Annotated in this window: 23 protein-coding genes and 1 pseudogene; 10 read left to right on the top strand and 14 right to left on the bottom strand. The window is 49.6% G+C overall.

All coding sequences use genetic code 11. The features are described from left to right. Nucleotides 1-52 precede the first annotated feature (52 nt). The 4 genes from HV127_RS28440 to HV127_RS28425 form a co-directional block, all read right to left on the bottom strand. Complete coding sequence (locus tag HV127_RS28440; RefSeq protein WP_182240327.1) at nucleotides 53-2,587, bottom strand: fimbria/pilus outer membrane usher protein; 2,535 nt, start codon at nucleotides 2,585-2,587, stop codon at nucleotides 53-55. A gap of 46 nt (nucleotides 2,588-2,633) precedes the next feature. Beyond that, entirely contained in the window at nucleotides 2,634-3,365 is a 732-nt protein-coding gene (locus tag HV127_RS28435; RefSeq protein ID WP_182240325.1) for a fimbria/pilus periplasmic chaperone, read from the bottom strand. Nucleotides 3,366-3,414: 49 nt separating this feature from the next. Continuing rightward, nucleotides 3,415-3,975, bottom strand: coding sequence for a fimbrial protein (locus HV127_RS28430; RefSeq protein WP_182240323.1), 561 nt, complete (start codon nucleotides 3,973-3,975; stop codon nucleotides 3,415-3,417). A 172-nt stretch (nucleotides 3,976-4,147) separates the two neighbouring features. Then, a complete protein-coding gene (locus tag HV127_RS28425) occupies nucleotides 4,148-4,585 on the bottom strand; it encodes a hypothetical protein (protein WP_182240321.1) in 438 nt (145 codons plus the stop codon). A 517-nt stretch (nucleotides 4,586-5,102) separates the two neighbouring features. Here HV127_RS28425 and HV127_RS28420 point away from each other — a divergent pair. Both HV127_RS28420 and HV127_RS28415 read left to right on the top strand, forming a co-directional pair. After that, the gene (locus tag HV127_RS28420; RefSeq protein WP_182240319.1) at nucleotides 5,103-5,894 is read left to right on the top strand and encodes a winged helix-turn-helix domain-containing protein; all 792 of its coding nucleotides are present in this window, start codon (nucleotides 5,103-5,105) and stop codon (nucleotides 5,892-5,894) included. Further along, nucleotides 5,878-6,351: a hypothetical protein gene (locus HV127_RS28415; protein WP_182240317.1), complete on the top strand. Its 474-nt coding sequence runs from the start codon at nucleotides 5,878-5,880 to the stop codon at nucleotides 6,349-6,351. Before HV127_RS28420 ends, HV127_RS28415 begins: the two co-directional genes overlap by 17 nt. A 256-nt stretch (nucleotides 6,352-6,607) precedes the next feature. Here the strand turns inward: HV127_RS28415 and HV127_RS28410 are convergent, their stop codons facing one another. The 3 genes from HV127_RS28410 to HV127_RS28400 form a co-directional block, all read right to left on the bottom strand. After that, nucleotides 6,608-8,176 carry a hypothetical protein gene (locus HV127_RS28410; protein WP_182240316.1) on the bottom strand — a complete coding sequence of 523 codons (1,569 nt, stop codon included), beginning with the start codon at nucleotides 8,174-8,176 and terminating at the stop codon, nucleotides 6,608-6,610. A 20-nt stretch (nucleotides 8,177-8,196) separates the two neighbouring features. Continuing rightward, nucleotides 8,197-8,574 carry a hypothetical protein gene (locus HV127_RS28405; RefSeq protein ID WP_182240314.1) on the bottom strand — a complete coding sequence of 126 codons (378 nt, stop codon included), beginning with the start codon at nucleotides 8,572-8,574 and terminating at the stop codon, nucleotides 8,197-8,199. Between the two features lie 477 nt (nucleotides 8,575-9,051). Further along, nucleotides 9,052-10,230 (bottom strand): MFS transporter, encoded by a 1,179-nt coding sequence (locus HV127_RS28400; RefSeq protein ID WP_182240879.1) that lies wholly within the window; start codon nucleotides 10,228-10,230, stop codon nucleotides 9,052-9,054. A gap of 98 nt (nucleotides 10,231-10,328) precedes the next feature. Here HV127_RS28400 and HV127_RS28395 point away from each other — a divergent pair, with 98 nt between their 5' ends. After that, nucleotides 10,329-11,219: a LysR family transcriptional regulator gene (locus HV127_RS28395; protein WP_182240312.1), complete on the top strand. Its 891-nt coding sequence runs from the start codon at nucleotides 10,329-10,331 to the stop codon at nucleotides 11,217-11,219. On the opposite strand, the gene HV127_RS28390 is transcribed toward HV127_RS28395, so the two are convergent. Further along, complete coding sequence (locus HV127_RS28390; protein ID WP_182207534.1) at nucleotides 11,216-12,118, bottom strand: LysR substrate-binding domain-containing protein; 903 nt, start codon at nucleotides 12,116-12,118, stop codon at nucleotides 11,216-11,218. The two genes, HV127_RS28395 and HV127_RS28390, sit on opposite strands and share 4 nt — an antisense overlap. Nucleotides 12,119-12,181: 63 nt before the next feature. Here HV127_RS28390 and HV127_RS28385 point away from each other — a divergent pair, with 63 nt between their 5' ends. Both HV127_RS28385 and HV127_RS28380 read left to right on the top strand, forming a co-directional pair. Further along, on the top strand, nucleotides 12,182-13,054 hold the full coding sequence (locus tag HV127_RS28385; RefSeq protein ID WP_228725754.1) for an alpha/beta hydrolase: 873 nt from the start codon (nucleotides 12,182-12,184) through the stop codon (nucleotides 13,052-13,054). Next, a complete protein-coding gene (locus HV127_RS28380) occupies nucleotides 13,047-13,943 on the top strand; it encodes a DMT family transporter (RefSeq protein WP_182240310.1) in 897 nt (298 codons plus the stop codon). The genes HV127_RS28385 and HV127_RS28380 overlap by 8 nt, the downstream gene beginning before the upstream one ends. 13 nt (nucleotides 13,944-13,956) lie before the next feature. Here the strand turns inward: HV127_RS28380 and HV127_RS28375 are convergent, their stop codons facing one another. Further along, on the bottom strand, nucleotides 13,957-14,148 hold the full coding sequence (locus HV127_RS28375; RefSeq protein ID WP_182207662.1) for a YfgG family protein: 192 nt from the start codon (nucleotides 14,146-14,148) through the stop codon (nucleotides 13,957-13,959). A 410-nt stretch (nucleotides 14,149-14,558) separates the two neighbouring features. Beyond that, entirely contained in the window at nucleotides 14,559-15,539 is a 981-nt protein-coding gene (locus HV127_RS28370; protein WP_042934497.1) for an IS5-like element IS5 family transposase, read from the bottom strand. 70 nt (nucleotides 15,540-15,609) lie between these two features. Between HV127_RS28370 and HV127_RS28365 the strand changes: the two are divergent. After that, nucleotides 15,610-16,500, top strand: a pseudogene (locus HV127_RS28365) (EAL domain-containing protein); the annotation flags it as partial. Nucleotides 16,501-16,543: 43 nt separating this feature from the next. Here the strand turns inward: HV127_RS28365 and ppx are convergent. The 4 genes from ppx to purM all read right to left on the bottom strand — a co-directional run bounded on the left by ppx (nucleotide 16,544) and on the right by purM (nucleotide 22,004). Then, nucleotides 16,544-18,085, bottom strand: a complete 1,542-nt coding sequence (gene ppx, locus HV127_RS28360) for an exopolyphosphatase (RefSeq protein ID WP_182240308.1) — start codon at nucleotides 18,083-18,085, stop codon at nucleotides 16,544-16,546. 3 nt (nucleotides 18,086-18,088) lie between these two features. After that, nucleotides 18,089-20,149 carry a polyphosphate kinase 1 gene (gene ppk1 / locus HV127_RS28355; protein ID WP_110272135.1) on the bottom strand — a complete coding sequence of 687 codons (2,061 nt, stop codon included), beginning with the start codon at nucleotides 20,147-20,149 and terminating at the stop codon, nucleotides 18,089-18,091. Between the two features lie 179 nt (nucleotides 20,150-20,328). After that, nucleotides 20,329-20,970, bottom strand: a complete 642-nt coding sequence (purN, locus tag HV127_RS28350) for a phosphoribosylglycinamide formyltransferase (protein ID WP_182240306.1) — start codon at nucleotides 20,968-20,970, stop codon at nucleotides 20,329-20,331. After that, the gene (purM, locus tag HV127_RS28345; protein ID WP_182240304.1) at nucleotides 20,967-22,004 is read right to left on the bottom strand and encodes a phosphoribosylformylglycinamidine cyclo-ligase; all 1,038 of its coding nucleotides are present in this window, start codon (nucleotides 22,002-22,004) and stop codon (nucleotides 20,967-20,969) included. The genes purN and purM overlap by 4 nt, the downstream gene beginning before the upstream one ends. Nucleotides 22,005-22,268: 264 nt before the next feature. Between purM and bglK the strand changes: the two genes are divergently transcribed. The 4 genes from bglK (at nucleotide 22,269) to uraA (ending at nucleotide 26,800) form a co-directional block, all read left to right on the top strand. Beyond that, nucleotides 22,269-23,162 carry a beta-glucoside kinase BglK gene (bglK, locus tag HV127_RS28340; RefSeq protein WP_182240302.1) on the top strand — a complete coding sequence of 298 codons (894 nt, stop codon included), beginning with the start codon at nucleotides 22,269-22,271 and terminating at the stop codon, nucleotides 23,160-23,162. Nucleotides 23,163-23,175: 13 nt separating this feature from the next. After that, nucleotides 23,176-24,606, top strand: coding sequence for a 6-phospho-beta-glucosidase (locus HV127_RS28335; RefSeq protein ID WP_182240300.1), 1,431 nt, complete (start codon nucleotides 23,176-23,178; stop codon nucleotides 24,604-24,606). Between the two features lie 182 nt (nucleotides 24,607-24,788). Then, nucleotides 24,789-25,415 (top strand): uracil phosphoribosyltransferase, encoded by a 627-nt coding sequence (upp, locus tag HV127_RS28330; protein WP_110272141.1) that lies wholly within the window; start codon nucleotides 24,789-24,791, stop codon nucleotides 25,413-25,415. A 95-nt stretch (nucleotides 25,416-25,510) separates the two neighbouring features. Further along, complete coding sequence (gene uraA, locus HV127_RS28325; RefSeq protein ID WP_110272142.1) at nucleotides 25,511-26,800, top strand: uracil permease; 1,290 nt, start codon at nucleotides 25,511-25,513, stop codon at nucleotides 26,798-26,800. Nucleotides 26,801-26,839 lie beyond the last annotated feature (39 nt).

Raw genomic sequence — 26,839 nt, 5'->3', positions numbered from 1 at the left:
TCAGACGCCCTGAAAATAAAACGTAAAAAGTCGTGCTAGTTTTTAATTTCTTTTATTTGCATATTTCGGCCAACTTTCTGAAACCTGACTGCGCCTCATCCTTAACCCGATAAGTCATTTTACACTGCTCACCAGGCTGGCTGCCCCACTTCACAGTCAGTTGGCCGGAAGCGGCTTCCGTTAACGCATATATCTGCCCCATCTGCCCGACGCTGCCAACATTAGCGCCTGCGGCATCAAATACCTCTGCACCGAACGGTAACGGTTCACCTTTCGCATTCTGCGCGTTAATCAGCAGCGGTATCCCTTTACGGGTATTAAAGACAACCTTACTGACCGCTCCCCAGTGCGGAGCGACTTTCTCGGTGGTATTGCTGAGTTCAATATCCTGTGACAGCCCTTTCGGATCGATACTGACTTCGTTCATTTCATACGGCGTCAGGTACGGAATAGCGGCGTGCCCGAAGCCGTCAATTTTCAGCCCCGGATAGCCGCCGACTTTGGCGCCTTTTGCATCCTTAGCCTCGACAACGGCAAAGGTATCACCCGTATAAGGCGTGGCCACCACGCCATTCTGCCAGGCGATCACCGTCCCGCTGGCCGCCAGGCTGGTGTTCTGGTAATGCTGACCGGTGCCATAGCTGGCCGTCAGATGGCTGTAAGGCGTCCGCCAGCCGCCGCTTGCGGTCATGCTGCTGCCGGTGCCCTGGTTATAATTGGCGGCCGTCAGACCGTAGTTATACTGGTTGTCCTCCCCGTAGGTGCCGGAAAGGCCCAGCTGTTCACCCATGCGGCCGTTGCCGCTTTTGTTCAGACTGGCGGTCAGCATTGGCACATGCTTCTTATCGTATCCACCCAGCGGGGTGGAAATGTTCAGCAGAAAGTTATTTTCCATTTTCCCGCTGTAGTTTCTGACGCGCCCGGCGCTGAGGTTATAGTTCACCCGGCCGAGGTTATTGCTGTACCCCATCTGGTACTGGATATCGGATTTGTTATTGTTCCAGTAATCCTGCGTATAACCGGTGACATACACCTGTCCCCATCCGGGGCCCAGCCCCTGGTTCATGGTAATATTCAGCCGGTTTTTAGGGCGCCATATGCCGGAAGCCAGGCCGCCGCGTTTCTCTTCATCAATCGCGCGCATTGCGGTCTGGAAATCGTAATAACCCGACGTCGAGAACCGGTACGCAGCGATAGTCAGGTTACTGTCCGTATCCGGCAGATACTTGCTGTAGCTGATCTGGTAGCTCTGGCCGCTGTTCGCCGTTTCCTCAGTGGTATTCAGGTGCACGCGCGCCTGGGTGACATCGACAGAGAACGCACCTATCGCCGTACTGATAGCCATGCCTAACTGCACCGCATAATACGCAGCGCCGCTTCCCTGAATACCGGCGTAGCCGGTCAGGATATTCGACAGTCCACGCTGATAGGTCGCCTGATACAGCGTCGGGTCAAAGGAAAGACTGGGGTCGTTCAGCCGTCCAGCCACCACGTCATAGCGGTGAGCCCCGGGACGCAAAAGCTGGGTCACCGAAGCGTAAGGCACCTGGAAGCTCTGCACGCTGCCATCGGCTTCCGTCACCTTGACGTCCAGGTTGCCGCCATAACCGGTGGGGTACAAATCTTCAATCACGAAGGCCCCGGGCGGCACGGTGGTTTCATAGATAATGCGGTCGTTCTGGCGTACGGTGACTCTGGCGTTGGTACGCGCGATACCCCGGATATCCGGCGCATATCCCCGGCGGGACTGCGGCAACATCCTGTCGTCGCTGACCAGCTCAACGCCGCGAAAGGGCAGCGTGTCAAAAAGCTGTCCACCGGTGGAGGTTTCGCCCAGCAGAACACGGCCAAGGATGGACGAGATATCTCTCTGGACATAATTATTGATGGACTGATACTGGCCGCCATTGCCCTGCTGCCGGCTGTAGTTACCATCGTGCCTGAAGTACCAGCCGCCAATGTTCAGCCCGCCATTAAGGCCAATATAGGATGAGGTGTAATCTCTTCCGTGTGAGCGGGTGGTATAAGTGCTGGCGTTATAGCCCAGTAAGGCGGCCGGAATGCCGGTATCCCATAACGCCGGACTAACATACCCCCGGGCAGTATTACGCAGCAACGCCTGCGGGATTTCAAAATCCAGCCGCTGGGTGGAGGAGTCATAGATGATGCTGACTCCGGGTAATAATTCTTCAAGACTGTAGCACTGACGGTTTTCCCTGAGCACTGCGCTAAATGACGCCGGGACTTTATCGAAATTTAAATTCAGATTTTTAATCAAATCAGCAGTAATACAGGGACGCACTTTTTTGTCCGCCTGCTCGGCAAATAAAACCGGTCCTTGGGTGACGGATTCACCGTTCACAAAAATATCCGTTGACCAGGTTCCCGGCGTGGCAGAACCGCCATTCTCAAAGCGTGATAAGTCAATCTTTTCCTCACCGGAGGTGTTCAGAAAAACAGGGTCAAAAGTAAGATTGTCTTCATTCACGGGAGACTGAGACAGCGGTGTTGCAACGACCTGCTGCGGGGCCATAATGGCCGCCATCACCGCGATGGCAATCAATGAATATCCAAAATGAAGACGCATAATTTTATTCCCTCAAAACTGAAGCGGTAAAAAATATATAAATGGCTTATAACGTGTATTCGACTTTCCTGAGTGCACCCCAGTCATTCACATATTCATACGTTAATAATGAGCCCGCACCGGCGCGTACTGATGCTGGCAAATTAAAGGTATAGCTGCCCATCGGCGGGACCATTTCCCCTTCAATGGAGCCACTGCTGCCCGCATTTTTAAAGGACACCGAGACCAGCGAAATAAAATAGGGCGATGAATTGGTGGCCGTCAGTTTTCCGCCGGAGACGGACCACCTGATTTTTTCCGCTGCTTCGGTCACTTTCGCTTTATCGGCGAGACCAGCGGGCCGGTAAAAAAGCTTTATGCGCGTACGGAAAGCAACATTCAGTTTATTGACGCTGTCATCTTTTTTGGCTGCCGGTACTTCCAGCAGATTCAGCCAGTACACAGATTCCTTATTTTGTGGCAGGGCTGGTGAACCGGTATAATTGAGCCTGAGGGTCTGGCTTTTATCCGCATTAATACGGTTAATTGGTGGCGTCAGGGTAAAAGGCGCACGGATACGATCGGGCTTTGCATTCATATCACCATCATCGATCCAGCTCTGAACCAGAACCGGAAGCGTGCCGGTATTGGTGAGCCGGACAGACACTTCCTTTTCCTGTCCGTTGTATATCACACGCGTCCCGTTAACAATAACGCTGGCGTGGGATTGCCATACCACAGCTGCCGCCGCGATACAGGCTAATTTTGAGAGTTTCCGGATAATGGTTGATGGTATCATTGAGGTGCTCCTGAGTGACAGGGGGAGTGACTCCCCCTGAAATTCCTTATTACTTGTACTGCAGGTTATAAACGACGCTGCTGGTGACGGTGCCCGGCGTGGTCTGGGCATTGGCGAAGTACTCAACGGCATACGGCAGCAGTGCGGTACCATCGGCATTGATATCGACATAAGCCATGCCGTTAACCTGGTCGGTGTTACCGACGTTAATCGGTGCATAGCTGTTGGACGCATCCAGCAGGCGCAGGTCAACGTTAGTGGCGCTGCCGCCAACGTTTTTCAGATGACCAGTGCTCAGGTCAACGGTGTTACCCGGCTGGAAGAACGCCGCAACTTTAGAGTGACCGCCTTCGGTGCCGATGACGCAGTCGGAGATATTCATGTTGAAGGAAGTACGGCCGGTGGTGTCGCCGCTGGCGGTCAGCTGGTTCACGCCGACGGTCGGCAGGATGACGGTGGCATCAGAGCCCTGTCCGTTGATGTCCACTTCGCAGGTTGTGTCGGTCAGTTCACCGTTAAAAGTAATGGTTCCCGTCGAAGCAGCCTGAGTAGAAAATGCAGCAAGGGCGAACACAGCAAAAATTGAGGTACTAACAACTGACTTTTTCATTACATTATCCTTAATTGATTACTTTTGGTTTTACATGATTTCGACGAAATACATCGTCCCAGCATCATGAGTACTGTGTTTCTCTTAGAGAAAATAGCTAAGCGAAAATCCGGCCTTCAATAGATCCTATTGTGGCAATTCTCGTTGAGTTTTTTGTGTTTATTTCTGGATACTAAAAATCATTCTCGTGTTTTTTTTTAGTTTCAGACTTCTCTATATGATTACTGTTTAGTGAGTAGCATAACAACATACCAATTCTGACGTTAGAAACTAAAAAGCCATTGTTATTTACGCGGTATATAATAAAACGGCTAAACCCACATTTTACTAAGGTTTTTTTTAAGGAGTTAATTGCCTGCCATAGTCGCTGCTTATTACATTTCAACCCATAGTTCTCAAAAACATCACGCATAATTTTTTCATCTTCGATCATTTTTTCATTTGAGTGATTTAAGATGTAAGAAAGCAGTCGGGCCATGGTTGGTCGCAGCCGAATACTAATGCCTGTCAGTGTATTTACTAATAAGGCAGGTGAAATCCGAAACTCAAGATTGTCCCCAATGCAATACCCATAAAGGTGATGATCTAATCTTCCTGGGTTCTGCGTCATCGAAAATGATCTCCTTTGGCATTTGCCTTATCAATGCTGTGGCATTTTATATACTAAAATTGTTTAATCAATCAGACATATATATGATGATTAACGACTTCATAACCTTTAATTTACAGATTTAAAGCCTGGTTTTCTTGTGTTTTCTGGTTTTTATATCTACAAAATGATTTTTACTTCATTAGCTAAACCCTTCTTTAGATACTGAGTAGTTAATACCCAGGTAAGATATTTTTATACCTCATTTTTGGCGTGAATCAATTATAGGTGCCTTGATGGGAAAATTAAGCCTATTTAATCTAACAATCTGATTCATAAATAAAAAAAATGAATAATTTTTTAAAGTTCATCGTGTTTTTGAAAATTCATTTCAAATCAATATGTTATGACCCTGTGTGGAGTGTGTGATTTTATCTTATATAATCTTAGTGAAGGTTTTATATGTATAATATAAGATTTGTTGAGAATGTTGTAATCATATTGTTTAAATGTTGATTTATTGATGTTGGTGATTTGTATGCAAAATATATATGTGTTAAATGACTCTGTCGTCTTCTGGCCAGAAAAAAATCTTTTATCTGATATATCTGATGACAGTAAAAGAGTGCAATTAACAGGACCTGCAGCCCGATGTCTGGAATTGCTGATCTTAAGGAAGACTTTGGTATTGCAAAGCGAGCTGTATGAATATGCTTGGCAAGGTAGTGGGGTTATTCCCTCCCCTAATACTTTGTATCAGAGCATATCTGTCACTCGCCGTGCATTTAGAGAGATATGTGCAAATGAAACTGATTACATTCTTACTGAAACTCGGAAAGGTTTCAGACTTAACCCTGCAGTATCTGTTTTAGCAAAAATGCAAGATTTTCCAGATGTTCATCCAGAGAAGGAAATGAGCAAGGCAAGCGAGGATAGACACACTAGCGAGTTACTGAATAATATAAAAGGAAAGCTTGTTCGTCTAAAGCTGATGACCTTTATAATTATTGCTGTTATTTTTTCTGGGATGTTAACTTTCGAAATCTATACAGTGAAAACAAGAGGGTACGCTTTCTTTGAAGGATATAGAGGCCCTATTTTAATCCCTGGGAGTACGTGTAATTTTTTTCTATCCCCACAAAATGATAAATCTCGATTATCTGACTTGAATTTTTCGTTTTTGAAATGTCATTACCGATCGTATATTTATGTTACGATACTGCCGTATTCTCCAAATATCTCGGTTATTTCGTGTGATAGAGTCATTAATTCGGTGCCTGTAAAATGTGGGGCTATGACCTTGAGAGGCGGAAATGTATTTAAAAAATAGTAAAAATTTAATTATTATTGCGCTTATTGCAGTACTAATCATTCCTGTACTGGCGCTTTTTTATATTAACTATAATGACCAGCATTTTAGATGTGATGCTGAGTATTCGGCATCCAGCGATGGATATTTTTTGGTTTCTAAAGGTAGTCTTGTTATTAATGGTGAGCATGGTATGCTGATGATTGATGGTCGTATTTCTGACAGCCAGGAAAAAGTGTCTTTTTTTAAATTGAGAACTTACTTTGAAGTTGAAAAGAATAATTTTTCATATAATTTTAATTCACTCAATGTCTCAATTTCATCTAAACAGTTAAATAACTCAAACATACTTGGTAAATTTTTTTCAGATGTACTCATCAAAGAAGGAGTAAGTTCGTTTTTTTATATTTATTCATTAAAAGAGAATTATATCATCGCCAGTGGGAATATGCCATTGCTATTTTGTTTGAAACACTAGTGTAGAATATATTGACGTGAAAGTAAATTAATGCAATGGCTGAGGAGCGTTAGCGGAAAATATTTAGGCTTAGTACCAATTAGTTTAACTATAGTTAATAAATGCTGGTGCGAAAATATAGTTGACGATGAAAATATCAAACGGCTGGTCAGGGATAGTAGATAAACTTGCCCAGCCGTTTATATCATATAACTAATAAAAATTTATTTCTTATGGTCTTGTGGCCTATCAAAGATTACTTTACCATCAGATGTGCCTACTTTAATATAAAGCTTATAGAGATTAGACTATCCTCTGGGATATTTTCTGGGATGTTTTTATATAAAACATCTGCTTTTCCATAAAGAGTCACAATACCTCCCTTGCCGCCATCCGAGATAACCTTTCTGAGTAATGGATCAGTAATTTGGTTAAAGTTAACCTTGGTATTCATTGTGTTAAGTATAGGTTTGCCATTTAGGGTTTTCTCTAACATATCGAATTTTACGATCTCATTTTCATTGTATTTTTTTGAGCTTGACTTGTCAGTCACTAAAAATGAGCCATTCGACAGTACCTCATATTTCTTTTTACTGATTACTTTAAGTATTTTTTTTGCATAGTCGCTATTAACGCTTTGAACGATTCGATCTATTTTTATAACATTTTCCATTATGTCATCTTTCTTCATTTTGAGTGATTTGCTGAATGCATCATTTACACCAGCAATCATCATAGAAGGAGTCAATTCAATGTTGTTTTTAATGATCTTTTCAAATTCGGCATTAATTTTATCATAATAAAAAACACCTAAAGAGTAAGAATTTTTCCCTTTGGCTGTCTTCAATAAATCATTTTTTGAAATTTCAGACTGTTTCGCGTTTTGCTCAAGTTTTGTCATCTTAGCGGTGGTATCGCTAAGTTGTATCCGCGCAGTCTCGGATTCTCTGACCAGGCGGGTATTTTCCTGAGTGAGAGTCTCCAGATCTTTTTTCTGACTGGCGATGGAGAGTTCACTCTGTTTGCGGAGGTCAGCTAGCTGTGAGATGGCATCGGCAAGTTGTTTACGCGTCGTTTCTGATTCGCTGGCCAGGCGGGTATTTTCCTGAGTTAGGATGCTCAGCTCTTTTTTCTGACTGGCGACGGAGAGTTCACTCTGTTTACGCAGATCTGCCAGCTGCGAGGCGGCCTCGGCAAGTTGTTTACGCGTCGTTTCTGATTCGCTGGCCAGACGGGTATTTTCCTGAGTTAGAGTGCCCAGCTCTTTTTTCTGACTGGCGACGGAGAACTCACTCTGTTTGCGCAGGTCTGCCAGCTGTGAGGTCGCTTCGGCGAGCTGTTTGCGGGTGACTTCAGCTTCAGCAACCAGACGAGCGTTTTCCTGGCCGAGGGTGCTTAACTCATTCTTCTGAGTGGCGATGGACTGTTCTTTGTGCTTACGTAAAGAAGCAAGTTCTGAGGAAACATCGGCAAGCTGTTTACGCAGAGCCGTCGCTTCGGAGTTTAGCTTATCCCTTTCAGTAGTGAGAGTGGAGATCATTTTTTTCGGCGCTTCTGCACTTTCAGACTCACCTTTCAATATCATCTCATTGTACGAGCCTAATAATTTTTCATATTTTAATTGAAGTTTTTTATTTTTTTGTTCTAACTTATTATTTTCAATATCTTCATTTTTATTTTTTTGCGATAGATTACCCGCTGATTCTACGGGGTCGTTCATATCAACGCTTTGTAAGTTGAGGTTTTTAATCGCATTAATGAATTCACTATCTTCAGCTGATGCTGTTTTGTTTAGTGCAATGCAGATCAATAATGAAGCTATTGTTAGTTTTTTCAATCTTATCATGTGAAATTAAAAATCCTTTCTCAGGGCCTGTCTTTGCTAATGGCTGTGATAGTATTTTTTTGAAACTCTTCAATTAACATGATAGATAAACCATTACAGATCTCGTTTAATTTATAGTCAAAAAATGGAGTTATGGTTGAGCTCACGTTTGTAGAAGACTCATCTGCTATCGATGCATAAAATTTCGCATTATTGACTAAGGCATATAGTTCCTTGGTGTCTTTTTCATATTTATTATCTAACTGGGATAAAGTTTTAGCATCAGTGATACAACGCTGAAATTTCAACATTTTTGGCGGTTGTTCACTCAACTTTTCAGGGCTTTTTTTAATTGACTTTGTACACCCTTGTAAGAAGAGTGTTGAGAGTACAATTATAGTAATAGAAAGCTTTTTCAATGTGTCCTCCTGGACTTAATCACCAATTGGCGTAAAGTATCAAAAAAGAAATATATGTACTATAGGTTTAAAGATGACGGTGGTGAGTAATAAAAAACAGAAATAATGATTGTGATCTTAAATAGTTGTTATAAAAGGATTTATTTTCTTTTCCTATCAGAGTGGAGACTAACGATTGGGAAAAAATCAGATTATTTTACTTTATGTAACATTGCCTGTTGATTATTTTTAGCTATTTAATATTTTTTATTCTCTAATGAGATGCTATGATTCAGAATTGTTTTTTAATATAATTAAAAACTCCTGCGTAATGGGGGTGGAAATTAATAATATATTCACCCGCATTAAATAGTGCTTTTTTATATATTTATTTTGTTATGGGGAGTATCGATATGGCAAGACTGTTGATTGAATAGACACTCCGATATCATGTACATACCAGCCAGAATAACTCCCCATAGCCGACGCTTTGCTCAACTATTTTCGGTCATTCCAGTGTTGATTAAGCACAATCAGTATTGCCAACCCTGCCACCATCAGCGCCAGCGCAGCGGAAACCGTTAAGCTTCCCTGAATTCCAAGATGATGATTAAGCCACGCATAGGCAAACGGCGATATGGCTGCTAACAGCTGCGCGGGAATTAACAGAATGCCAGTGCGATGGGCGTAATCCTCGGCGGCAAAAAGCTGTAACGGCAGCGTGGCTTTAAATACGGTTGTCAAACCGTTGATTGCGCCATAGCCCAGTACGAACCCACCGGCCGCCCAGGACAAATAAGGTCCGCTCAGGCCAAGTGCAAAGCAGAGCGGCATCAGCATAGTGGTCAATAGTGTTAGCCTCAATGGCGTTAATGCTGAACCGGATGCCACTTCAAGAAAGCGCGCACCGGTTTGCCCAATCCCCCACAGCATTCCCACAGCAACAGGAAGTCCGTAGCTGGCAATAAACTCCGGTAAGTGTGTTGAAGTGCCGTTGGAGACAAAGGTGACCAGCGCAATGAGAGATGCATACAGCAGAGCCGGGCGCCGATCGTGGCGGGAAATCGGATTGTGTGGTTTTTTCCGTATTGGCGAGGGGAGTTTATGATTCGGCATAGTCCACAACAGCACGGCACTAACCAGACCAAAAAGGGCGTAGATCTGCAGAGCATGCCGCCAGTCCATCTGCGTCAGTAGCCATGTTCCGAATGGCCAGAAAAGAGCCGAGGCCAATCCTCCGGCCAGAGTCACGCGTGAGATAGTGAGCCTGGCACGCTGTCCGTAAAGATTCACCAGCGCAGCGAACATCGTGTCGTACAGCGCCAGTCGCATGCCGATACCTGTCAATATCCAGGCGGCGAACCAGCTCGTCAGGTCGTGAATGTTTGCCATGATGAGGCAACTCGTTGAGATCATCAACGTGCCGGAGATAACCACCCGTTGGCCGCCAAAGTGGGCCAGTAGTCGGGCGATAAAAGGAGAGGTTAGCGCCATCATCAACATCGCAATAGTCAGGCCCAGGTAGATTTGCGTTGCGGCCCAGTTGGTGTCCAGGGCAATAGCTCTGGCAAAAGTCCCGGGCATATAAAACGATATCCCCCAGTTGATCAGTTGATTGCATCCGGCGGCAAGGGTGACAAAGCCTGGCGCGGAGAGTGATTTTTCAGGTGTTTTCATCATCTTCCATTCTGTTACGCTGTTGTCGGCAGCATACCCTGCAAGCCATTGTGCAGGCAGGCCACTTCGTTTATGACCCCTATAAGAGAAACTTTGTGATGATGACGCTCAACCTGGGAAATCTGGCGACGTTTCGCCTGGTGGTACAGCGTGGGAGCTTTTCCGCCGCTGCTGACGTGCTTGGATTGTCGCAGCCTGCGGTAAGCCTGCAGGTGCGTCAGCTGGAGCAGTTTCTACAGACGCGATTGATTGAACGAACCGGGCGCGGTATTAAGGCGACGGCGGCCGGAATTGCCTTGCTGGCGCACAGCGAGCAGATTGAACAGGCGGTGAACGCGGCGGTGCAATCGGTGAGCGAGTTCAATCGTGAAGTTAGCGGCTCGATAACGCTGGGTACCGGAGCAACCGCCTGTATTCATCTTTTGCCTTCGCTGTTGCTAACGCTACGCGAGCGACATCCTCTGCTGACCGTCGGCGTGACCACCGGTAATACGCTGGATATTGTGCGGGCCGTCGAAGAAAATCGGCTTGATTTAGGGTTGGTTACGCTCCCGGCAACCGGGCGTAACCTGGCGGTGACGCCAGTTATGGATGAAGAATTTGTCTGTATTTTTGCCAGTAATCAGGAGGCGTTACCGCCAGCAGTTACGCCGGAGGTTCTGCAAACTCTGCCGTTAATTGCATTTGAATCGGGCAGCGGAACCCGGGATTTGATTAACGGTTGGTTCCTGGCTGATGGTCGGGCAATTGCGCCAGTGATGCAGTTAGGCAGCATTGAGGCGATTAAGCGTATGGTGCGTGCAGGGCTAGGGTTCAGCATTGTGCCGCGAATGGCGGTGGAGCATCCGCAGGATCGTATTGGCTTAAATGTTCAATCACTGGCTCCGCTGCTGTATCGTCAGTTAGGCATAATCATGCGGCAGGATAAAATTATCAGCAAAGGTATTGCTGAGATCCTGCGTTTACTGCAGAAGTTGGAGGTGGCTTAAGCGTAGCGCGTTTTCAACAAAGCAATGGTCGAATCAACCAGCGGGTGGTGTCGCTTGCTGTTCCACGCCGCCGCAGCGGTAACAACCATCTGCTTCTCTTCCAGCGTTTTTATCACCACATTAGCCGGTGCCAGTTTGCGGGTGGAAGCGGGAACCAGCGCGATACCCTGGCCGCAGCTGACAAACGCAATCTGCGAACTGACCGAGCGAACCTCATGCAGGATGCGGGGAGTGAAACCGTGGGTTCGGCATAGCGAGGTGAGTAGATCAAACCAGGCCGGGCTGACCTGGCGTGCTGACATTATCATCGGTTCCTTTGCCAATGCGCGCAGGCTGACGCGATGCTGTGAGGCCAGCGGATGATCGGTCGGTAGTGCGACGGCCAGGCGTGACTCTTCCAGCGGCAAAGTAATGATATGGCCTCCCACCTCACTTTCCAGACGCACGAAAGCCAGGTCCAGTTCACCATTCTCCAGCGCGGGGATCGCATCAACGCTATCGATTTCCCGAATAAATATCGTTAGCCCAGGCGTGGCGCGCTTAAGTTCCTCCAGCAACGGGGGCAAGGTCTCCAGCATGGCCGAGGTTATTGCCCCGATATTCAATACCGCCGAGTGGCCTGCGGCTATTTCATCGATGGTTCTGTCCAACTGGCTGAGCTGGTCGGCGAACTGGCGTACCGCGGGCAGTAGTGCGGATCCGGCTGGACTCAGGCGGGTCCCGCGCCGTGAACGCTCGAAGAGCTGGAGTTTCAGCCCGTGCTCCAGGAGCTTGATTTGTTCCGTTAGTGGCGGTTGCGACATCCCCAGACGCAGCGCCGCGCGGCCAAAGTGTTCCTCTTCCGCGACAGCGAGAAACATCCATAGTTGCTTGATACGACGAAAATCAATATTGCTCATAGGCGGTATTCTGTTAATAAATTCGTATCACAGAGTTTATTTTATAAGAATTTACATATCAATATGGCTAGTTATTATCTCTGCCCGGGAATGATGAGCAATGAGGATATGATGAGCATGCAGTCGGAGTTTACCCAGCAGCGTTTGCCGATGACGGTACAGGGCGTTGAGCTTGATATCGCGTCCATTAGCCGCGAAGGAGCAGGGGAGCCGGTGGTTTTTCTTCACGGTTTTGGCTCCAGCAAGGAAGATTATGCTGATTTCGTGCGCCATCAAGCCTTTGAGGGTCAGCCGTTTATTGCCTGGGATGCACCCGGCTGTGGTGAGAGTCAATGTGCCGATTATAGCAAGATGGGGTTACCCTTCCTGCTTGAGACGGCGTTGAAGGTGATTTCCCATGCGGGGTTTACTCAGTTTCACCTGGTCGGGCATTCAATGGGAGGATTAACGTCGCTTCTGCTGGCGCACGCTTTTCCCGAGCGAGTGCTAAGTTTTGTGAATATTGAGGGCAATATCGCGCCGGAAGACTGCTTTTTGAGCCGACAAATTCTGCAATATGCTGAGTCGGACGCGGAACGTTTCTTCGCGCGTTTTATTGAACGCACTCGCCACTCGCCAGCCTGGGCCAGCGCGCTCTATGCCAGCAACCTGCGGCAGAAGGTTCGTGCTGAGGCGGTGCCGGGGATTTTCTCTTCGATGGTGGATTATTCTGACCACGGTGAGCTAATGGCGAAATTCCTCAATTTACCGTGTCCAAAAATGTTTATGTACGGCGACCAGAATGCCAGCCTGAGCTATTTATCTTCTATTGCCCGCCGTGGTGTAACGCTGGCAGAAATTCCGTATTGCGGACATTTCCCTATGTATTCAAACTCGCTGGAGATGTGGCGACAGATAGCTTTATTGCAACAGGTCGCACGGTATCAGGATGAATAAAACGCCATCTTCACAACTGGTCGGCGTGCTATTTTCCGTGTGCGCGGCTTTTGGTTTCTCGTTTAAGGCAATATTTGTCAAGCTTGCCTATGAGCAGGCAACGGTCGATGCCATCACTTTGCTCATGCTGCGGATGACCCTATCGTTACCTTTCGTTATCCTGATTGCTCTACGGGGGCTGCGTAGCGGCAGTCCTCTACAGCGTCGTGATTATCTACTGCTACTGTTGCTGGGAATAGTGGGATATTACGGTTCGGCGATCCTGGATTTTATGGGGCTGCGCTATATTACTGCCGGGCTTGAACGTCTGATCTTATTTACCTACCCGGCGCTCACTATTCTGATGGGCGTCCTGTTTTTGGGTAAGCGTTTTGAAAAAAAGGTACTCCTGGCCTTAGCGCTTTCCTGGTCGGGAATTCTGCTGGCGTTTGTCCACGATCTGCAGATTAGTGGCGATATGCATAGCCTGGCTCTCGGTGGCGGTCTGGTTGCCGCCGCGGCCCTACTGTATGCCATTTATAATGCCGGGTCAGAGGCGGCAATCAGGCGTATGGGGTCGATGAAATTCTCTGTTCTTGCCTTGCTGGTTTCATCCTTTGCCACGCAAACCCATTTTTATATTGCGCAACCGTTATCCGTGCTTAACCTACCGTGGCAGGTATACCTATGGTGTGGCGCGATGGCGCTCTTCTCAACCGTATTACCGATCTTCTGGCAGTCGGCGGCCGTGCAGCGCATTGGTGCCGAGCGCGCCGTCCTGATTGGTCTTCTGGGACCGATGCTGACAATATTCTTTAGCTGGTGGTTACTGGGGGAACCCATTTCGCTGGCGCAAATAGCGGGCACGCTGTTGGTGATGGCGGGTGTACTGGTCGTGATTCGTCACTAAGGATGTTGAGTGTTTACTTCTGCTCAGGCGCTTTTGCTGAACCTGAAGGCTCAACGGTGATGGTTGATTGCTGCGATTGTTTCTTGTCCTGATGATGATGCCAGGCGCCGATAGAGGAGTAGACAAAACGTCCGAAAAAGAAGATAAAGCTGATTAGCAGTACGATACGGGTCATGCGACGGTTAAATCGATGTCGTTTACGCATACTGGGTGCCTGACTCACAAAAGGTTCCTTGAAGTATACCCGCAGGGCGGGCGATATGCGTATTAAGGCACAGTAAAGCGGTGGGGTCAATTGATGCGGATGTAAAAATCCGACGGTCAAAACATTAATTAATGTTATATAAGATGATTGTCGTATTTACATGCTTTCTGTTTATGGCGTTTGAATGCTAAAAAATAAGCTTTATTAATATTTGCTGCGTGATTTTTTGATTTATATCAATCGCCTGTTCTCACTGATAACTAAGGAAGGTGCGAATAAGCGGGGAAATTCTTCTCGGCTGACTCAGTCATTTCATTTCTTCATGTTTGAGCCGATTTTTTCTCCCGTAAATGCCTTGAATCAGCCTATTTAGACCGTTTCTTCGCCATTTAAGGCGTTATCCCCAGTTTTTAGTGAGATCTCTCCCACTGACGTATCATTTGGTCCGCCCGAAACAGGTTGGCCAGCGTGAATAACATCGCCAGTTGGTTATCGTTTTTCAGCAACCCCTTGTATCTGGCTTTCACGAAGCCGAACTGTCGCTTGATGATGCGAAATGGGTGCTCCACCTTGGCCCGGATGCTGGCTTTCATGTATTCGATGTTGATGGCCGTTTTGTTCTTGCGTGGATGCTGTTTCAAGGTTCTTACCTTGCCGGGGCGCTCGGCGATCAGCCAGTCCACATCCACCTCGGCCAGCTCCTCGCGCTGTGGCGCCCCTTGGTAGCCGGCATCGGCTGAGACAAATTGCTCCTCTCCATGCAGCAGATTACCCAGCTGATTGAGGTCATGCTCGTTGGCCGCGGTGGTGACTAGGCTGTGGGTCAGGCCACTCTTGGCATCGACACCAATGTGGGCCTTCATGCCAAAGTGCCACTGATTGCCTTTCTTGGTCTGATGCATCTCCGGATCGCGTTGCTGCTCTTTGTTCTTGGTCGAGCTGGGTGCCTCAATGATGGTGGCATCGACCAAGGTGCCTTGAGTCATCATGACGCCTGCTTCGGCCAGCCAGCGATTGATGGTCTTGAACAATTGGCGGGCCAGTTGATGCTGCTCCAGCAGGTGGCGGAAATTCATGATGGTGGTGCGGTCAGGCAAGGCGCTATCCAGGGATAACCGGGCAAACCGACGCATGGAGGCGATTTCGTACAGAGCATCTTCCATCGCGCCATCGCTCAGGTTGTACCAATGCTGCATGCAGTGAATGCGTAGCATGGTTTCCAGCGGATAAGGTCGCCGGCCATTACCAGCCTTGGGGTAAAACGGCTCGATGACTTCCACCATGTTTTGCCATGGCAGAATCTGCTCCATACGGGACAAGAAAATCTCTTTTCTGGTCTGACGGCGCTTACTGCTGAATTCACTGTCGGCGAAGGTAAGTTGATGACTCATGATGAACCCTGTTCCATGGCTCCAGATGACAAACATGATCTCATATCAGGGACTTGTTCGCACCTTCCTTAGCTATTGCAACGTTCGCTCCCCGGTGATTCATCTACATTTGCTGCTTGGTGAGCTCAACAGTGCGGCCGATCTTTCGCTGGCGACCGGGAGTCCGGAAAACTTGCAGCGCCGCGGCGCTATCAATTTGCAGCAAGAGTTGAAAGACAAGGTCACGATAATGAACCAGCTGGTGAAGGCGTTAGAACAGGATAAATTCCTTCTGATGGCGCAACCGATCGTTGGCATTCGTGGTGATAGTTATCATGAAGTCTTACTTCGAATGCTGGATGACAGCGATAAGATAATCATGCCGGACGTTTTTTTACCGGTAGCGCATGAGTTTGGCCTCTCGGCGCGCATTGATAGCTGGGTTCTGGAGCATACGCTCATCTTTATGGACAAGCAGCGCAAGAAGCTGCCGGGGATGCGCCTGGCGATTAATATCTCGCCTTTTTCAGTGAGTAATAGCCATTTTCATGATCAGGTAAAAGCGCTGCTGGAACGTTATGACATCGAACCCTGGCAGATTATTTTTGAGTTGACCGAGAACCATTCGCTGACCAATCCTGAGCAGGCGCGACAAACCCTGGCGCACTTGCAGGATATGGGCTGTCGCGTGGCCATTGATGACTTTGGTACCGGTTATGCCAGCTATGCGCGGCTGAAAACAATGAATGCTGATCTGCTGAAAATAGACGGTAGCTTTATTCGTAATCTGGTGACCAGTAGCCTGGACTATCAGGCTGTCGCATCTATTTGTCTTCTGGCGCGAATGAAAAATATGCAGGTGGTGGCGGAATATGTTGAAACGGCGGAGATTCGTCAGGCGGTGATTTCGCTGGGAATCGATTATATGCAGGGCTACGATATCGGTAAACCCGCACCGCTTGAGCGACTTGCCGACGGTTGAACATCATTGAATGGGCCGGTCAGTCCGGCCCATATGAGGTGGATTAAGGCGCTATATCAGGCTGTTCTTCTTCGCTAATCTTCAGCCACCAGTCCGGAACGCCTTCCCAATACTCTTGCTCTTTTTCCAGATCGAGCAGTACCAGCGCATTTTGACTGAACCAGTCATGGGGGAAAACCAGCGTCCAGTGGTTAGCCTCGGTCTTCAGCGTTAAGGTCGGCGGCGTTGTCGTTGCCTGACGCTGATTATTCAGCAGCACGCCAAGGCGCAGGAGCTGGATAAGCGGTAGAAACTGCTTTTTCTTAAACAGCGTAAAGCGCGGTAAATCATCCAGCTTAATCGCTTTGCGGTGATAGCGAACCAGCGTTGCCATCAGCATTTGCTGTTCCTGATTAAAACCCGGTAAGTCGCTGTTTTGCAGGATATAAGCCGAGTGACGATGCATGCCGCTATGGTTAATGTTTAAGCCGACTTCGTGCAGCATGGTGGCCCACTTCAGTAGCGCCGCGAGATGTGGGTTGGCAAGCTTAGGGTTCTGCTCCTGCCACTGCTCAAACATATGCGTGGTTGTCTCCAGCACCCGACGCGCCTGTTCGCGGTCGATATTGTACTGGTTAGCCAGGCTTTGCGCGGTGCGGCTACGAATATCCTGATGGCGGAAACGTCCTTCCATTTCGTAGAGGACGCCTTCGCGCAGCGCACCGTCGGACAGGCGCAGTTCCTTAATCGCCAGCGCATCGAACACGCCGCAGAGAATAGCCAGGCCTGGCGCGAAAACGGCTTTTCGGTCTTCAGAAAGCCCTGGCAGGCTAAGAGAGTCGAAATTTTTATATTTCAGCAGCTCTTCGACCAGCATTTCGAGGCGTTCAGGGGTAATAAAGCCGTCTTTCTCGCCCATAGCGACCAGCACTTCATGAGCAGCTTTAATAGTGCCGGAGGCACCGAGGGCGACGTTCCAGCCCTGAATGCGGAACTGCCAGGCCAGCGTTTCCAGTTTCTGTACCGCCGACAGGCGCGCGCGCTGGAAATTCTCTTTGCTGATAATACCGCCAGGGAAATAGACCTGGGAAAAGCTCACACAGCCCATGCGGCGGCTTTCCACCAGGCGAGGTTCGAAATCCTCGCCAATAACCAACTCGGTAGAGCCGCCGCCGATATCGATAACCAGTTTACGGCCTCGCTCTGGCTGCGTGTGCTCAACACCCATAAAAATCAGGCGCGCTTCTTCGTTGCCAGGGATTATCTCTATCGGATAGGGGATAACCTTTTCTGCGCGCTTGAGGAACTCAGCAGCGTTTACTGCCTGGCGTAACGTGTGCGTCCCGACGATGCAGACGCTGGAGGGGGGAAAACCCTGCAGGCGTTCAGCAAATAGCGACAGGCAGTTCAGCCCGCGCGTAATGGCCTCTTCGCTCAGCACAGAGTTTTCATCCAGACCATCGGCCAGATGCACCCGCTGTTTAAGGCGACCGATGATCTGCATTGCCCCGTCAACGACGCGGGCGATCACCATATGAAAACTGTTCGAACCAAGGTCGACCGCAGCAAACTCCTGTGGCCGAGGGGTTTTTTCGTTTATTGGCATAGGTTAGTCGGGCTGTTCGAGTGATTTGAGATAGTCGTAAATCGCCGTTTGCGCGCGTACTTTACGGCGATTGCCGCGCGGCACGTAGCGATTACTCAGTTCTTTATCAAGATAGCGTGCTTTGACCGTATCGTTGAACAAGAGATCGAAAATATCCAGCACGCGCTGTTTTAGTCTTGGATCCAGCAGCGGCGCGGCGACCTCAATACGATAATCGATATTACGCGTCATCCAGTCCGCAGACGATAACCAAACCTGCTTATCGCCGCCATTTTCAAAGAAATAGACGCGGTCATGCTCAAGGAAGCGGTCAACGATACTGGTTACGCGAATATTGTCGCTGATGCCTTCCAGTCCAGGGATCAGAGAACACATGCCGCGAATCAGCAGATTAACCGGCACGCCGGAGCTTGACGCAGCGTACAGGCGATCGACCAGGCCTTTATCGACCAGGTTGTTCAGCTTCAGGGAAATTCCGCAAGGCAGACCATTCTGCGCGTTAGCGATTTCACGGTCGATCATTTCATACAGCAGGCGGCGGGAGTTCTGCGGTGAAACCAACAGATAATCGAAGCTGACCGGACGGTATGGGTTTTCGATAAAGTTAAATACCCGACGAACTTCATTAGTGATGCGCGCATCGGCGGTCAGTAACGAATAGTCGGTGTAAAGACGCGCAGTTTTTTCGTTGAAGTTGCCGGTACCGATATGCGCATAGCGCACAACTTCATCACCCTCTTTACGGGAAACGAGGAACAGTTTGGCGTGAATTTTCAGCCCAGGCGCCGAGAAGATAACGTGCACGCCGGCTTCGGTCAGACGTTTGGCCCAATGAATATTGGCCGCTTCGTCGAAACGTGCCTGCAGTTCTACCACCACGGTGACTTTCTTGCCGTTGTGAGCGGCATGGATCATGGAATCAATAATCCGCGAATCTTTAGCCACGCGGTAAATGTTGATTTTGATAGCCAATACGTTCGGGTCGAAAGAGGCCTGACGCAGCAGTTCGAGCACGTGTTCAAAGGTGTGGTACGGATAATAGAGCAGCACGTCGCGTTCGCGAATCGCGTCAAATCCGTTGCGGAACTTATCGAACCACAAATGACGCAGGCGCGGCATCGGCTTGTTGACCAGATTGGCTTTGCCAACATTTGGGAAGCCGATAAAGTCTTTAAAGTTGTGGTAGCGTCCACCCGGCAGCATGGAGTCGTAGTTGGAGATAGAGAGCTTATCGCGCAGCATTTCGACCATTGCGTCAGGCATATCGCGCTGATAGACAAAACGTACCGGTTCTGCGGTCAGGCGCTGCTTCAGACTGGAGGACATCAGTTCCATTAGGCTCGATTCCATCTCGTGCACCAAATCATATTCGGCATCACGGGTCATTTTCATCGAGTAGGCATTCAGCGCGTCGTAATCGAAGAAGCCTTTAAAGATATCATCCAGGCAGTAGCGCAGAATGTTATCCAGCAGGATCATTGGCTTACGGCGGCGAGGCGCTTCTGGCGGCAGGTTCACAAAACGGGGAACCTTATCTGACGGAATTTCTAACAGCGCGTAATTGATAGTATCCCCGCGGATGATCTCTACCGCCAGATAGGTGTAATCATCCTTCAGAAATTGCACCAAATCCGTTTCACGATTAATCAGGATCGGCGAAATGTGCTGGCGAAGATAGAGCTTGAAGTAATTTCGCAGCCAGGACTGCTGGTTGACGGAGAGTTGACGCTCGTTAATCAGAAAAATCTGGTTACGCGCCATTTCCAGCAGCAGCTCGTTATACAGACCATCAAATTCCTGATCGGCCTTTAGTACACGAGCCTGGATTTTGCCTAGCAGGTGACGAGAGTGGGCGGTACTGCCTTGCTCTTCGCTGATGATGATGCGGCGCTTAAGCTCGGCGAACCGCACTTTATAAAATTCATCGAGGTTGTTGGAGTAAATTCCTAAAAAACGCATGCGTTCAATCAGCGGATTGCTTTTGTCCGCCGCTTCCTGAAGTACGCGCTCGTTAAAGGACAACCAGCTGAGTTCTTTTTCGATGTATAGCTTTTCCTGGCCCATTACAACTCACACTCCGTTTTACTCACAGGACATAGACTATTATGACGAAATTTTCCGCATAGCGATTCACTGTGTCACAACAATATGACAGTAAGAAGAACTATTTCTTCGACATGATTGATTGTTAAACGATTTTAATCAAAAAAAAGCCCCGCATGGATAAAACGCAGGGCGATGGGTTATTCTTCAGCGGCGTAGCCCTGGGGCGGTAGCTTTATTTCGTCGAGCCAGGCTTCTTTGCCATCGGTACGCAGACGACCATCGACAAACCAACAGACCACCAGCGGATAGATATCATGCTCCTGAGCCTGGACGCGAGCGGTGATCTCATCTTCGGTATCTTCGGCGAAAACGGGTACCTTCGCCTGAAGTATTACCGGCCCGCCATCCAGTTCGTCGGTAACGAAATGCACTGATGTCCCATGTTCCTCGTCGCCATTTTCCAGCGCCTGGCGATGAGTGTGCAGGCCCGGATATTTTGGCAGCAGGGAAGGGTGGATATTCAGCAGGCGCCCATGATAGTGAGTGACAAACGCCGGGCTGAGAATGCGCATATAGCCGGCCAGTACCACCAGATCCGGCGCATAAGCGTCAATCTCATGCATCAGTTCGCGATCGAAAGCTTCACGATTAGCGAACTCGCTGGCGGTGAGCGCATGAGCCGGAATATTGGCCTCACGCGCGCGCTCAAGGCCGAACGCATCGGCCTTATTGCTGAAGACTGCTCGCAGGGTGCCGTTGATTTTTTTCCGGGCGCAGGCGTCAATAATGGCCTGCAAATTACTGCCGTTACCGGAAATCAGCACCACGATGTTTTTCATTCAATGACCACACGCTGTTCGGAATCAGAGGCTTTGATATAACCCATTTTCCACGCCTTTTCACCTTTCTCATTCAGGAAGGTGATGGCTTTGTCCGCAGCTTCAGCAGGGAGGGCGATAACCATGCCCACGCCGCAGTTAAAGGTACGATACATCTCATGGCTGCTGACGTTACCGGCAGTTTGCAGCCAGTTGAACACTTCCGGCCACTGCCATGAAGACTCATCGATGACTGCCTGAGTGTTGTCCGGCAGAACGCGCGGGATATTTTCCCAGAAGCCGCCGCCAGTCAGGTGGGCGATGGCGTGAACGTCAACGTTAGCAATCAGGTCGAGAATGGATTTCACATAGATGCGGGTCGGGGCCAGCAGGTGATCCGCCAACGACTTACCGTTGAGGTCGGTAGTTTGCGGGTCAACGCCGCTCACTTCGATAATTTTACGCACCAGAGAGTAACCGTTAGAGTGCGGGCCGCTGGAGGCCAGAGCCACCAGCACATCGCCATCGGCCACTTTGCTGCCGTCGATAATTTCTGATTTTTCTACCACGCCGACGCAGAAACCCGCCACGTCGTAATCTTCGCCATGATACATACCCGGCATTTCCGCCGTTTCGCCGCCGACCAGCGAGCATCCGGACTGTAAGCAACCTTCGGCGATACCGCTGATCACGCTGGCTGCGGTATCCACATCCAGTTTCCCGGTCGCGTAGTAATCCAGGAAGAACAGCGGCTCAGCGCCCTGAACGACCAGGTCATTCACGCACATGGCGACCAGATCGATACCGATGGTGTCGTGACGCTTTAGATCCATCGCCAGACGCAGCTTGGTGCCGACGCCGTCAGTACCAGAAACCAGCACCGGCTCGCGGTACTTCTGCGGCAATGCGCACAGTGCGCCGAATCCGCCCAGTCCACCCATCACTTCCGGGCGACGGGTTTTCTTCACCACGCCCTTAATACGGTCGACGAGAGCGTTGCCTGCATCAATATCTACGCCGGCATCTTTATAGCTGAGAGAGGTTTTATCGGTCACTGCGAAGTCTCCACGCGTTTGCGGTAGCAATAAAAAACGGCGCAATTCTAACAGGGAAAGCAAACGTTTGCGAGCCTGCTTTGCAGTCGACGTAAAACAGTTGCTATGTGCGCAAATTTGATACTGTTCACGAAAATGAAACCGGGTACATTCTTCTGCTTGCCACTGGGTCAGGGAATCACCATCATGCTAATGAAACCGGTTTCTTTTTTATCAATAACAGATAAACCGTGAGTTGGGTGGGATTTAGTTAGGGAGTTGAGGATGAAAATTGCCGCATTTGATATTGGTGGCACGGCGTTAAAAATGGGCGTAATGACCCGAGAAGGCGCGCTGTTGGATAAAGGTAAACGGTCGATAAGCGACAGCGATGGCGACCAGATTCTGCAGGCGATGCTGGCGTGGATTGCAGCTCATCCAGAATGTGAAGGGGTGGCTATCAGCGCTCCCGGTTATGTGAATCCGCACACTGGCTTTATCGAAATGGGCGGTGCCATCCGTAAATTCGATAATTTCGCCATTAAAACCTGGCTCGAAGGGCAAGTGCGTTTGCCGGTCGCCATTGAAAATGACGCTAACTGTGTGCTGTTGGCCGAGCGCTGGCAGGGCAAAGCCGCAGAAATGGCTAATTTCCTGGTTCTGACCATTGGCACCGGTATCGGCGGAGCGATTTTCTGTAATAACCAACTGGTGCATGGCGCGCGTTTTCGCGCCGGTGAATTTGGCTATATGCAAACGGCGCGTCCCGGCACCCGCGACGTGCGGCGCTACTCGATGAATGAAAACTGCACACTGCGCGTTCTGCGGCATCGCTATGCTGAACATATCGGTAAAGCGCTAGATGAAGTGACCGGTGAAGAAATTTTTGACCACTACGATGCGGGCGACGCCACCTGTCGGCGTCTGGTTTCCGAATTTTTTAACGGTCTCGGCACCGGGCTTTATAACCTCGTCAACGTGTTCGACCCGCAAACGATTTTAATCGGCGGCGGGATCGTTGAACGACCGGGCTTTCTGGCGCTGCTGCGCGAACATCTGGCCTGGTTTGGCATTGCGGACTATATCGACACCGTCAGCCACGGCAACGACGCCGGGCTGATTGGCGCTGTTTACCATTTCAATCAGCAATATCGGTCGCATAGCGGCGACTGCGCATAGATAGGGAGAGAACATGTCTGGATTCAAAGAAGGTTTTCTGTGGGGCGGTGCGGTCGCAGCGCATCAGCTGGAAGGCGGCTGGAAAGAGGGCGGTAAAGGCGCCAGCGTCGCCGATGTGATGACCGCAGGCGCGCATGGAGTACCGCGTGAAATCACCGATGGCGTGCAGCCGGGGAAAAACTACCCCAATCATGAGGCGATTGATTTTTACCATCGCTATAAAGATGACATTCAGCTGTTTGCCGAAATGGGCTTTAAATGCTTCCGTACCTCAATTGCCTGGACGCGTATCTTTCCACTGGGCGATGAGCTGGAACCGAACGAAGCCGGACTGCAGTTTTACGACGATCTCTTTGATGAGTGCCTAAAGCACGGCATCGAACCGGTGATTACGCTCTCCCACTTCGAAATGCCGTACCACCTGGTGACGGAATATGGCGGCTGGCGTAACCGTAAGCTGATTGATTTCTTCGTTCGCTTTGCGCAGGTCGTGTTTACCCGCTATCAGCATAAAGTGAAGTACTGGATGACCTTTAACGAGATCAACAACCAGGCGAACTTCCACGAAGATTTTGCGCCATTTACTAACTCCGGACTGAAGTATCAGCCGGGAGAAGACCGCGAGCCGGTCATGTACCAGGCGGCGCACTATGAGCTGGTCGCCAGCGCACTGGCGGTTAAAGCCGCTCGCGAAATTAATCCGACATTGCAGATTGGCTGCATGATCGCCATGTGCCCGATTTACCCGCTGAGCTGTGCGCCCAACGATATGATGATGGCGATGAACGCCATGCATCGTCGCTACTGGTTCACTGATGTTCACGTGCGCGGCAAATATCCTCAGCACCTGCTGAACTACTTCGAACGTCGCGGTTTTGCGCTGGATATTACAGAAGAAGATCGCGTGGCGCTGACTCAGGGCTGCGTCGACTATATCGGCTTTAGTTACTATATGTCGTTCGCCACCAAAGCGACCGAGGATAATCCGCAGCTGGATTATGATGAAACCACCAGCCTGGTTTCCAATCCGTACGTGCAGAAGTCGGACTGGGGCTGGCAGATTGACCCGGTCAGGCTGCGCTACTCCCTGAACTGGTTCTGGGATCACTACCAGCTGCCGCTGTTTATCGTCGAGAATGGTTTTGGCGCTATCGACGTGCGCGAGGCTGATGGCTCGGTGGATGACCAATATCGTATCGACTACCTCTCTGCGCATATTGCCGAGATGAAAAAAGCAGTTGTTGAAGACGGCGTTGACCTGATGGGTTACACCCCGTGGGGCTGTATCGACCTGGTCTCGGCGGGCACTGGCGAGATGAAAAAACGCTACGGCTTTATCTATGTTGATAAAGACAATGAAGGCAACGGTACGCTTGAGCGTAGCCGCAAGAAATCTTTTGCCTGGTATCAGCAAGTTATCGGCAGCAACGGCGAAAAGCTGTAAATTGCCGCAAAGCCCCATCCAGCCCCGCGTTCGCGGGGTTTTTTTATTTTGTCTTATACTGGCTCAGGCAGCGTAAAGCATTTTGGTTGATCCCGGTCAAACATATCGGCTATGGCGTAAAAGGTAAAAGGCGGTATAATCCGGCGATTTTTTTTGTGGCTGCCCCTCAGAGGAGAAAGAGAATGAAGATCGTGGAAGTGAAACACCCACTCGTCAAACACAAGCTGGGCCTGATGCGCGAGCACGACATCAGCACCAAACGCTTCCGTGAACTCGCCTCAGAAGTGGGCAGCTTACTGACTTATGAAGCCACTGCCGATCTGGCGACCGAGAAAGTCACCATCGAAGGCTGGAACGGTCCGGTAGAAGTCGAGCAAATCAAAGGTAAGAAAATTACCGTTGTGCCGATCCTGCGCGCAGGTCTGGGAATGATGGAAGGCGTGCTTGAGCACGTGCCGAGCGCACGTATCAGCGTCGTGGGCATCTATCGTGACGAAGAAACCCTCGAGCCGGTTCCTTACTTCCAGAAGCTGGTGTCCAATATTGACGAACGTATGGCGCTGGTAGTTGACCCGATGCTGGCAACCGGCGGTTCAATGATCGCTACTATCGACCTGCTGAAAAAAGCGGGCTGCACCAGCATTAAGGTGCTGGTTCTGGTGGCCGCGCCGGAAGGTATCGCCGCGCTGGAGAAAGCGCATCCGGATGTGGAAATGTACACCGCATCAATTGACCAGGGGCTTAACGAGCACGGATACATTATTCCGGGGCTCGGCGATGCCGGCGATAAGATTTTTGGTACGAAATAAATGATGAAGTAGAAAAAGCCGACTTTGATAGTCGGCTTTTTTTTGAATAAAACACACCAACAACAACCAACAAACGACTCTCAGAGGAAAATGCCATGACGCGCCGTGCTATCGGGGTGAGTGAAAGACCGCCGCTTTTACAGACAATCCCGCTTAGTTTGCAACACCTGTTCGCCATGTTTGGCGCAACGGTACTGGTGCCCGTTCTGTTTCATATCAACCCGGCCACGGTACTGCTGTTTAACGGCATCGGAACGCTGTTATATCTTTTCATCTGCAAAGGCAAAATCCCGGCTTACCTTGGATCGAGCTTTGCCTTTATTTCCCCGGTACTGCTGTTGTTGCCGCTGGGCTACGAAGTTGCCCTCGGCGGCTTTATCATGTGCGGCGTGCTGTTTTGCATCGTCTCTTTTATTGTCAAAAAAGCCGGTACCGGCTGGCTGGATGTGATGTTCCCCCCGGCGGCGATGGGCGCGATTGTTGCGGTTATCGGGCTGGAGCTGGCGGGCGTTGCGGCGAACATGGCCGGACTGCTACCTGCGGACGGGCAAGCTCCAGATACCAGGACTATTATCATTTCGATGGTGACGCTGGGCGTGACGGTATTCGGTTCGGTACTGTTCCGCGGTTTCCTGGCGATTATCCCGATTTTAATCGGCGTACTGGTGGGCTACGCGCTCTCTTTTGTAATGGGCGCGGTCGATACCACGCCAATCGCCGAGGCTCACTGGTTCGCGCTGCCGACCTTCTACACGCCGCGCTTTGAATGGTTTGCGATTTTCACCATTCTGCCTGCCGCGCTGGTCGTCATCGCCGAGCACGTTGGGCACTTAGTCGTGACGGCGAATATCGTCAAAAAAGATCTGCTCCGCGATCCGGGCCTGCATCGCTCGATGTTTGCTAACGGGTTTTCGACCGTTATCTCGGGCTTTTTTGGCTCGACGCCAAACACCACCTACGGTGAGAATATCGGCGTGATGGCGATTACCCGCGTTTACAGTACCTGGGTTATCGGCGGGGCGGCGATTATTGCGATTCTGCTCTCCTGCGTTGGCAAGCTGGCGGCAGCAATCCAGATCATTCCGCTACCGGTCATGGGCGGCGTGTCTCTGCTGCTGTACGGCGTGATCGGCGCGTCGGGTATTCGCGTGCTGATTGAATCAAAAGTGGATTACAACAAAGCGCAGAACCTGATTCTGACCTCCGTTATCCTGATTATCGGCGTTAGCGGTGCGAAGGTGCATATTGGTGCCGCAGAATTGAAAGGTATGGCGCTGGCGACCATCGTGGGTATCTGCCTGAGCCTGATCTTCAAACTGATCAGCGTTCTGCGCCCGGAAGAGGTTGTTCTCGACGCGGCGGACAGCGAAGAAGCGAAACATTGATCCTTATACCGGGCGGCGATCCCGCCCGGTTCTCTCCTT

Origin of the sequence: Klebsiella sp. RHBSTW-00215, from assembly GCF_014103785.1 — a bacterium.
Taxonomy (GTDB): domain Bacteria; phylum Pseudomonadota; class Gammaproteobacteria; order Enterobacterales; family Enterobacteriaceae; genus Klebsiella.
The sequence above is the reverse complement of the archived record's forward strand: the minus strand, read 5'-3'. Positions and strand labels throughout refer to the sequence as shown.

Coding starts and splice junctions, on each gene's coding strand:
- HV127_RS28440 (WP_182240327.1), bottom strand. CDS start 2,587: ATGCGTCTTCATTTTGGATATTCATTGATTGCCATCGCGGTGATGGCG.
- HV127_RS28435 (WP_182240325.1), bottom strand. CDS start 3,365: ATGATACCATCAACCATTATCCGGAAACTCTCAAAATTAGCCTGTATC.
- HV127_RS28430 (WP_182240323.1), bottom strand. CDS start 3,975: ATGAAAAAGTCAGTTGTTAGTACCTCAATTTTTGCTGTGTTCGCCCTT.
- HV127_RS28425 (WP_182240321.1), bottom strand. CDS start 4,585: ATGACGCAGAACCCAGGAAGATTAGATCATCACCTTTATGGGTATTGC.
- HV127_RS28420 (WP_182240319.1), top strand. CDS start 5,103: ATGCAAAATATATATGTGTTAAATGACTCTGTCGTCTTCTGGCCAGAA.
- HV127_RS28415 (WP_182240317.1), top strand. CDS start 5,878: ATGTATTTAAAAAATAGTAAAAATTTAATTATTATTGCGCTTATTGCA.
- HV127_RS28410 (WP_182240316.1), bottom strand. CDS start 8,176: ATGATAAGATTGAAAAAACTAACAATAGCTTCATTATTGATCTGCATT.
- HV127_RS28400 (WP_182240879.1), bottom strand. CDS start 10,230: ATGAAAACACCTGAAAAATCACTCTCCGCGCCAGGCTTTGTCACCCTT.
- HV127_RS28395 (WP_182240312.1), top strand. CDS start 10,329: ATGATGACGCTCAACCTGGGAAATCTGGCGACGTTTCGCCTGGTGGTA.
- HV127_RS28390 (WP_182207534.1), bottom strand. CDS start 12,118: ATGAGCAATATTGATTTTCGTCGTATCAAGCAACTATGGATGTTTCTC.
- HV127_RS28385 (WP_228725754.1), top strand. CDS start 12,182: ATGGCTAGTTATTATCTCTGCCCGGGAATGATGAGCAATGAGGATATG.
- HV127_RS28380 (WP_182240310.1), top strand. CDS start 13,047: ATGAATAAAACGCCATCTTCACAACTGGTCGGCGTGCTATTTTCCGTG.
- HV127_RS28375 (WP_182207662.1), bottom strand. CDS start 14,148: ATGCGTAAACGACATCGATTTAACCGTCGCATGACCCGTATCGTACTG.
- HV127_RS28370 (WP_042934497.1), bottom strand. CDS start 15,539: ATGAGTCATCAACTTACCTTCGCCGACAGTGAATTCAGCAGTAAGCGC.
- ppx (WP_182240308.1), bottom strand. CDS start 18,085: ATGCCAATAAACGAAAAAACCCCTCGGCCACAGGAGTTTGCTGCGGTC.
- ppk1 (WP_110272135.1), bottom strand. CDS start 20,149: ATGGGCCAGGAAAAGCTATACATCGAAAAAGAACTCAGCTGGTTGTCC.
- purN (WP_182240306.1), bottom strand. CDS start 20,970: ATGAAAAACATCGTGGTGCTGATTTCCGGTAACGGCAGTAATTTGCAG.
- bglK (WP_182240302.1), top strand. CDS start 22,269: ATGAAAATTGCCGCATTTGATATTGGTGGCACGGCGTTAAAAATGGGC.
- HV127_RS28335 (WP_182240300.1), top strand. CDS start 23,176: ATGTCTGGATTCAAAGAAGGTTTTCTGTGGGGCGGTGCGGTCGCAGCG.
- upp (WP_110272141.1), top strand. CDS start 24,789: ATGAAGATCGTGGAAGTGAAACACCCACTCGTCAAACACAAGCTGGGC.
- uraA (WP_110272142.1), top strand. CDS start 25,511: ATGACGCGCCGTGCTATCGGGGTGAGTGAAAGACCGCCGCTTTTACAG.